At 66.0% G+C, this 7,797-nt stretch carries 8 protein-coding genes; 3 read left to right on the top strand and 5 right to left on the bottom strand.

The genetic code is table 11. The features are described 5' to 3' along the window. The coding region (locus tag DMX10_RS31275) for a DUF4880 domain-containing protein (RefSeq protein WP_146603103.1) at positions 1–201 on the bottom strand (201 nt) is incomplete at its 3' end. Positions 202–386: 185 nt separating this feature from the next. On the opposite strand from DMX10_RS31275, the gene DMX10_RS31270 reads away from it, so the two are divergent. The 3 genes from DMX10_RS31270 to DMX10_RS31260 all read left to right on the top strand — a co-directional run bounded on the left by DMX10_RS31270 (position 387) and on the right by DMX10_RS31260 (position 4,656). Then, positions 387–866: a sigma-70 family RNA polymerase sigma factor gene (locus tag DMX10_RS31270; protein WP_111264741.1), complete on the top strand. Its 480-nt coding sequence runs from the start codon at positions 387–389 to the stop codon at positions 864–866. Positions 867–1,001: 135 nt separating this feature from the next. Beyond that, on the top strand, positions 1,002–2,336 hold the full coding sequence (locus DMX10_RS31265; protein WP_111264740.1) for a lysine N(6)-hydroxylase/L-ornithine N(5)-oxygenase family protein: 1,335 nt from the start codon (positions 1,002–1,004) through the stop codon (positions 2,334–2,336). A gap of 64 nt (positions 2,337–2,400) precedes the next feature. Then, on the top strand, positions 2,401–4,656 hold the full coding sequence (locus DMX10_RS31260) for an acylase (protein WP_305888075.1): 2,256 nt from the start codon (positions 2,401–2,403) through the stop codon (positions 4,654–4,656). A gap of 307 nt (positions 4,657–4,963) precedes the next feature. On the opposite strand, the gene DMX10_RS31255 is transcribed toward DMX10_RS31260, so the two are convergent. The 4 genes from DMX10_RS31255 to DMX10_RS31240 form a co-directional block, all read right to left on the bottom strand. Next, positions 4,964–5,536: an EndoU domain-containing protein gene (locus tag DMX10_RS31255; RefSeq protein ID WP_111264738.1), complete on the bottom strand. Its 573-nt coding sequence runs from the start codon at positions 5,534–5,536 to the stop codon at positions 4,964–4,966. Between the two features lie 117 nt (positions 5,537–5,653). Continuing rightward, positions 5,654–6,397 (bottom strand): hypothetical protein, encoded by a 744-nt coding sequence (locus DMX10_RS31250; RefSeq protein ID WP_111264737.1) that lies wholly within the window; start codon positions 6,395–6,397, stop codon positions 5,654–5,656. Between the two features lie 155 nt (positions 6,398–6,552). Then, complete coding sequence (locus DMX10_RS31245) at positions 6,553–6,951, bottom strand: hypothetical protein (RefSeq protein WP_146603102.1); 399 nt, start codon at positions 6,949–6,951, stop codon at positions 6,553–6,555. A gap of 326 nt (positions 6,952–7,277) precedes the next feature. Next, positions 7,278–7,754, bottom strand: a complete 477-nt coding sequence (locus tag DMX10_RS31240; RefSeq protein WP_021217341.1) for a MarR family winged helix-turn-helix transcriptional regulator — start codon at positions 7,752–7,754, stop codon at positions 7,278–7,280. Positions 7,755–7,797 lie beyond the last annotated feature (43 nt).

The following is a 7,797-nucleotide window of genomic DNA, read 5'->3' as shown; positions in this document are numbered from 1 at the left end:
GGTCGGCGGCAGGTGCTCGCTCAGGTCCCAGATCTCCAGCATCTCGGCGTATTCGAGGGCATGGCTCGGGTCGGCTTCGATCCAGGCCTGGAACTGGGCACGCTCCTCATCCGTGCAATCCTCCGCGTGCAGGCGCATGCACCAGTGGGCGGCGACCTCGACCAGTGAGTCGCTTGAGCTTTGGGAGGAGGCGTTGTTCATCAGGATTACCGGTTATGCCTGAATTCGAGTTCTGTATTCACACGGTGGAGCGGCACGCTGAAATATGAATCTTGATGAGAATTATTATAAATTTAATAATTTCAGACTGCCAGCATCACCCAAAGGGTGTGTCTTGATCCAGCTCAAGTGTATGCGCCGCATTCGTCAGGCGCCGGGGAAGCGACTTGGAAATCTACTATCGGGAGCTGTTGCGTTTTCTCAGTGCGAAGCTGGGGGATCGGCAGGCAGCTGCGGATGTGGCGCATGACGCGTATTTGCGGGTGATGGAACGCGCGAGTCAAGAGCGGATCGATTCGCCTCGCGCGTTTCTCTACCGAACGGCGCTGAACCTGGTGATCGACGAACACCGCCGCAATGCGGTGCGGCGCAACGAGCCGCTGGAGGTGCTGGACGAGGAGGAGCGTTACCACGCCCCATCGCCGCACCGCTCCCTCGCTCAAAGCCAGCGCCTGGGCATGCTGCAGCGCGCCCTCGACGAGTTGCCGGCGCTGTGCCGCGACGCCTTCCTGCTGCGCAAGCTGGAGGGGCTTTCCCACGACGAGATCGCCGAGCGCCTGGGGATTTCCCGGCCCCTGGTGGAGAAGCACATCGTCAACGCCATGAAGCACTGCCGCCTGCGCATGCGTGAGTGGGAGGCGGCCTGATCGACCGGTGAGCGCAACGCCCGCTGGCTAAATTTCATTTCCCTGTCCTCGTTCCTAGTCAACAGGCGGCCATGCAGGGCCGTCATCGAACGGCAACCGTCGCCCGGACGGGCGCACCTCCAGAGGACACTGGACATGACTCAGCCCCTGAACACCGCACTCCACGACCTGATCGGCATCGGCTTCGGCCCCTCCAACCTGGCCCTGGCCATCGCCCTGCAGGAGCGTGCCCGCAAGCAGGGTGCGCTGGATGCCCTGTTCCTCGACAAGCAGGCCGACTACCGCTGGCACGGCAACACCCTGGTGACCCAGAGCGAGCTGCAGATTTCCTTCCTCAAGGACCTGGTGTCCCTGCGCAACCCCACCAGCCCCTATTCCTTCGTCAACTACCTGCACCAGCACGGCCGCCTGGTGGACTTCATCAACCTCGGCACCTTCTACCCGTGCCGCATGGAGTTCAACGACTACCTGCGCTGGGTGGCCGGGCAGTTCCAGGAGCAGAGCCGCTACGGCGAGGAAGTGCTGGCCATCGAGCCGGTGCTGGAGGGCCAGCGCGTCGAGGCGCTGCGGGTGATCTCCCGCGATGCCGGCGGCGAGACCCATGTCCGCGCCACCCGTTCTGTGGTGGTCAGCGCCGGTGGCACCGCGCGCATTCCCCAGGCCTTCCGCCATCTCAAGGACGATGCCCGGGTGTTCCACCACTCGCAGTACCTGGAGCGCATCGCCAGGCAGCCCTGCGTCGGCGGCAAGCCCATGCGCATCGCCATCATCGGCGGCGGGCAGAGCGCGGCCGAGGCCTTCATCGACCTCAACGACAGCTACCCCTCGGTGCAGGTGGACATGATCCTGCGCGGCTCGGCGCTCAAGCCGGCGGACGACAGCCCCTTCGTCAACGAAGTGTTCTCCCCCGAGTTCACCGACCTGATCTTCAACCAGACCGGTGCCGAGCGGGAGCGCTTCATCCGTGAGTACCACAACACCAACTACTCGGTGGTGGACATCGACCTGATCGAGCGCATCTACGGCATCTTCTACCGCCAGAAGGTCTCCGGCATCCAGCGCCACGCCTTCCACATCCTCAGCACCGTGGAGCGCGCCAATGCCGGCGCCGACGGCATCGAGCTGGTGCTGCGCAACAACGCCAGCGGCGAGCAGAGCGTGCAGCGCTACGACGCCGTGGTGCTCGCCACCGGCTACGAGCGCCAGGCCCATCGCCACCTGCTGGAGCCCCTGGCGCAGTGGATGGGCGACTTCGAAGTGGGCCGCGACTACCGCATCCGCACCGACGAGCGTTGCCAGGCGGCCGTCTACATGCAGGGCTTCTGCCAGGCCAGCCACGGCCTCAGCGACACCCTGCTGTCGGTGCTGCCGATCCGCGCCGACGAGATCGCCGCCTCGCTCTACGCCCACATCGAGCCGGGCGCTCGTGTCGAGCGCGGCCTCCAGCAGGCCCTCGCCGCCGCCAGTTGACCGCGTCGCCCGCGCCGGCCCCGCCGGCGCGGTTCCCCATCCCTTGCGAGTACTTCCGATGCCCATGCGCAGCCTTGCCGCCGGTGTCGCAGCGTTGTTGCTGTGCCCGGCCTTTTCCGTTCTGGCCGCTGCCCCGGCCGCCACGCCGCGAGACACCCTCATCCGCTGGACCGCCCACGGCGTCCCGCATATCCAGGCGGCGGACGAACGCGGCCTCGGCTATGGCATCGGCTATGCCTATGCCCGCGACAACGCCTGCCTGCTGGCCGAGGAGATCGTCACCGCCCGTGGCGAGCGCTCCCGCTGGTTCGGCGAGCAGGGCCAGTCCTCCGCCCACCTCGACAACCTGCCGTCCGACTTCTTCTTCGCCTGGCTCAACCAGCCGGCGTCGGTCGCCGCCTTCCGCCAGGCGCAGACCCGCGAGGTCGCCCAGCTGCTGGACGGCTACGCCGCCGGCTTCAACCGCTACCTGGAGGAGGCCGATGCGCGCACCACCCATTGCCTGGGCGAGGGCTGGCTGCGCCCCATCGATGCCGACGACCTGGTGCGCCTGACCCGGCGCCTGCTGGTGGAAGGCGGCGCCGGGCAGTTCGCCGAAGCGCTGATCGGTGCCGCGCCGCCCGGCGCCCGGCAGGCGCAGCTGGATTCCGGCTACACCGCGGCGCGCACCGAGGGCTTCCGCCTGGAGCGCGGCAGCAACGCCGTCGCCCTGGGCGGCAAGCGCAGCGCCGATGGGCGCGGCATGCTCCTGGCCAACCCGCACTTTCCCTGGAGCGGCGCACTGCGCTTCTGGCTGCTGCACCTGACCATCCCCGGCAAGCTCGACGTGATGGGCGCCGCGCTGCCCGGCCTGCCGGTTGTCAACATCGGTTTCGGCCAGCAGCTGGCCTGGACCCACACCGTCGACACCTCCGCGCACTTCACCCTCTACCGCCTGGAGCTCGACCCCAAGGACCCGACCCGTTACCGCGTCGACGGCCGTACCGAGAAGCTGAACAAGACCCGCCTGCAGGTGCAGGTGCGCGATGCCGCCGGCAAACTCTCGGTACGCAGCCATGACCTCTACGAATCGCGCTTCGGCCCGCTGCTCGTCTGGCCCGGCAAGCTGGAGTGGAGCAGCGGCGAAGCCTGGGCGCTGAAGGACGCCAACCTCGACAACACCCGCGTGCTGCAGCAGTGGTACGCGATCAACCAGGCCCGTGACGTCGACGCCCTGCGCGACGCGGTGACGACGATCCAGGGCATCCCCTGGGTCAACACCCTGGCCGCCGACGCCAGCGGCAAGGCCCTGTACATGAACCAGTCCGTGGTGCCGCACCTGCTGCCCGGGCAACTGGCCGAATGCGTGATCCCGCAGCTGGCCGCCGAAGGCCTGCCCGCCTTGCAGGGCAATACCAGCGCCTGCGAGTGGACCCGCGACGCCAGCGCCGCCCAACCGGGCATCACACCGGCGGCCCAGTTGCCGGTGCTGCAGCGCGAGGACTTCGTGCAGAACTCCAACGACAGCGCCTGGCTGAGCAACCCGGAGAGCCCGCTGGCCGGCTACTCGCCCCTGGTCAGCCGCGAAGGCCGCGAGCTGTCGCCGCGCGCGCGCTTCGCCCTGGGCCGCCTGCAGGGCGACGCGCCGCTCGGCGCCGACTTCCTCAAGGCGCTGGTCACCGACAACGAAGTGGCGCTGGCCACCGACCTGCTGCCCGGGCTGCTGGAACTGTGCCGGGCCGAGGCGGGCAACGCCGCCCTGGCCGCGCCCTGCAAGGCACTGGCGGCCTGGGACGGCAAGGCCAACCTCGACAGCGGCATCGGCTTCCTGCACTTCCAGCACTTCATGAAGGGCTTCGCCGAGATCGAGGACGGCTGGCGCGAGCCCTTCGACCCGCAACGCCCGACCGTGACCCCGCGCGGGCTGAACCCGGCGGCCAAGGGCAAGGTCATCCAGGCGCTGGTTGCCGCTGGTGAGGAAGTGGCCAAGGCCGGCATCCCCGAACAGGCCCGCTGGGGCGACATCCAGCGCTCGGGGGCCATCGGCATTCCCGGCGGCGACGGCCACTTCGGCGTCTACAACGCCATGCAGAGCGAACTGCAGGGTGATCACCTGGAAGTGGTCAGCGGCACCAGCTACCTGCAACTGGTGACCTTCGACGGCCAGGGCCCGCAGGCCCATGGGCTGCTGGCCTTCTCCCAGTCCAGCGAAGCCGGCTCGCCGCACCACAGCGACCAGACCGGGCTCTTCGCCCGCCAGCCATGGCAGAAGCTGCCCTTCAGCAACGCCGAGATCGAGGCCGACCCGGCGCTGGAGCGCAAGGTGTTGAAGGTGAAGTGAGCGGATTCCACCGCTCCGTAGCCCGGACTTCAGCCCGGGGTCGCCGGCGGCGGGGCGTTGCTTGGCGAATGAATGGGCTGTGTCTGCTCGAGCTGTTGTGGATTCAAAGCAAAGAGCTGTGCTTTCAGGGTCTTGCTGGGCGCCTGGTACCTCCACAGCATGGGTTTCGCTTCGCTCTACGCCATCCTACGAAGCGCTCGGTGCTCCGCCCTAGGGTGGATGGCGCTCTTTCCATCCACCAGCGGAGCCGCCGGGCAGCACGAAAGGTGGGCCGGTGAAGCCTGGTCCACCCTACGGGGCCTGTGCGCTAGCCCCAGTAGAACCCGGTGGTGTCCGGGAAGGCCGAGGTCAGGCCGGCACCGCCGGCGCCTTTCTTCTGGCCCTTGATACGCAGGCCGTTGGCGCGGCCTACCACGTAGTCGCCGTTCTCCACCGTCATGTCCGACAGCGGGCGCTTGAAGTCTGCCGGGGCGACCCAGGCCTTGCCGTTCGCCGCATTGACCTTGGCCGAGCCGTTATAGGTGTGCGCCGAGGTGCCGCTGGTGAGCGCACGTTCTATGGTCTTGATCAGCTCGTCCTTGGTGCCCGTGCCGGGGAACATCGACTTGCTGTTGTACGACTGGCCACTGAACTTGAAGGTGGCCACGTGGGGGTAAGGGCAGAGCAGGCGTTCCTCCAATTTCTTCTTCGCCCATTCCGTCAGGTCGGCCTTGTTCGCCTGGGGCACGGCGAGAATGGTGTACTCGGTGATCTTGCTCCTGATGTCCTGAACCGCATGACCGCCCGCGCCGTCGTTGGGCTCGATCACGTTGTTGGTGTGCTTGCCGGATTTGAAGATATGGCAGATCACGTCCTGGTCGAGGGTGTAGCGCTTTTTCATCGGCGTCCGGTTCCTTGCTGCGAGTGAGTGTGCGCAGCAAGGTTAGCAACGGATCGGTGATTGGAAAGGTGCCCGGATGAAAGGCCGACGTGTCTGGGGCGGGGTTCGCAGCGTGGGTCACTGCCCGGGGCTGGAGGCGCCCGGTGCACCGGATGAGCTGGCGGCCTGCGCCGTCGGGTAGATACGCACGCGATTGGCGCTGGCTCGTACGGTCCGGTGTTCGTGCAGGCTCTCCTTGTGGGCGTTCCCGTACACCGAGCTGAGCGCGCCGGTATAGCCGTAGACCTTGCATGCGGTGTAGCCGAGGTCGTAGAGCTCATCCGTCAGTGATTGGCTGAAGTTCTGCGCGCCCTCCGCGCTGTGGCAGTTGTAGCACTTGATGGTGCCGGCGAAACCCTTCGACAGGCCCATTTCCTGCAACCGCAGCGCCACCTCGTCGGCGTTGAGGATGAAGTACCTGGCGCGGCTGCCGGCGTAGTTCTCGTCCGTCACCTTGAGCAAGTGATTGGACTTGTCGAGGATCCGCTGCACGTTGAGCCGATTGCCTTTTTCATCGAGGGTGCAGTTGTCGAAGATGCCTCTCATGCCGGCCACCGAGTGGCCCCGGATGTAGATCTGGTCGTCCTCGCCGAGGCCCCTCAGCATCGGGCTGCCCATGGAGCCGGGGTAGTACCAGAGCTGGTAGATGTCGTGGCATTCGCCATCGAGCACGGAGGATCTCTTTCCCTGGTAGCTGTGGATCCAGCTGTTGTTCTTGCTGGTGTATGAAAGCCCCGGCCGGGTCCCGGGCTCGCCCCGGTTGTCCCGGAAGTTATTGGCGTCGGGCATGACGAAGGGCACGAAGAGTATGCGTTTGGCCATTGAAGCGATCCTCCTTCCTGGTGGACGGCAGACAACGGCCCGGGGGCGCTTGCCGGAATGGTCGGCGGACTGTGCCGCACGGGCGGGGCGGATCGCAAGAGGCGATGCAGGCTACCGGAAGAAAGGGCCAGCCGCGCAGGACTGGCCATGATCATCTAGACGCGAAAGCGAACGAAACATGGGCGGCACGCCAGGCCGCACCGTTGACTTCTGTTGAGCAAGCCCCGGGTCAGCGTCGAACTGTAGATCTCCATGGAGGGGGTCCCCGGGTTCCTGTCCCCCGTCTTCTCGATCAGGCCGTTGTTGATGAACGAGCCACCAATACTCGCGCCCCCGATCCAGACGTTGACGCCGGCGATGTCCCGGCTGATGAGTCGGCCGTTGTTGATGAAGTTCCCATCCACCCTCGAACCCGCTTCCAGGTACAGAGTGCCGTTGATGCCGAATACGCCGGCGCCCTCGATCAGCATGTTGGCGGTATTGGTCAGGTTGCCGCTCACGCTGCCGACGAGGTCCACCAATACCTCATGGCTGGCGTTGACGGTCCCGGTCAATGTCAGGTCGGTGTAGCTGGATGAGAGCGAGGCTGCTGGTGTCCAGCGTGGTCGCCAGCGCGCTAGCGGGAAGGGCGGCGAGCGTGATGGCTGTTGCCAGGTAATGACGTGCGAAAAGGGTCTGCATATTGCCTCCGTGCGTACAGGCAGGTTTGCCTGATGGGGCGGCAGACCAGGGTGGCAAGCTGGGTGGACTGAAGAGGCTGCGGCGCATTGGCGTGCAAAGAAGGAGGATCGTGTCGAGCGCCTCTTCCTCGCCTACACAGGGGCGAGGAAAGGCCGGGCCGAGGGCGCGTTAAATGGCCATTCAGGCCCTGAAGCGGCCCTCAATCCTCCGGCAGGTTGTTGAAGATCTTCTCCAGCGTGCCGTTGAGCTTGGTGATCTGCGCTTCGCTGAGGTCCTTGAAGCTGTTGGTGAAGATGTGCGCGGTGGTGACCTGGATCTGCTCGGCGGTGCGGCGGCCGGCTTCGGTGATGGACACCTGGGTGACGCGGCCGTCGTTGCTGCAGGGGTTGGTGTCCACCAGGCCGTCGGCCTTCATGCGGTAGACGATCTTGGTGACGGTGGAGAGCTTGGCGATGGCGTGTTCGGAGATTTCCGAGATGCTCGACTCGCCGTTCTCCTTGAGGATGAACAGGATGCGCCAGCGCGGGATGTCCATGTCGATCTTCTTCAGTGCCTTCTCCATGGCCATGGAGTAGCGGCCATGCACCCGTGCCAGCCAGTAGAAGGGGAAGTCCTCCTTGCGGAAGTTGTCGCTGGCGGGGTTGTAGCGGCTCTGGCGTTTTTTCGGGGTGGTCATGGTGACTGCGTGCTGCTGCGGGTGGGGTGGGGGTGATTTATAG

The sequence above is a fragment of the Pseudomonas sp. 57B-090624 genome, from assembly GCF_003234055.1.
In the GTDB taxonomy this organism is placed as follows: domain Bacteria; phylum Pseudomonadota; class Gammaproteobacteria; order Pseudomonadales; family Pseudomonadaceae; genus Metapseudomonas; species Metapseudomonas tohonis.
The sequence above is the reverse complement of the archived record's forward strand: the minus strand, read 5'-3'. Positions and strand labels throughout refer to the sequence as shown.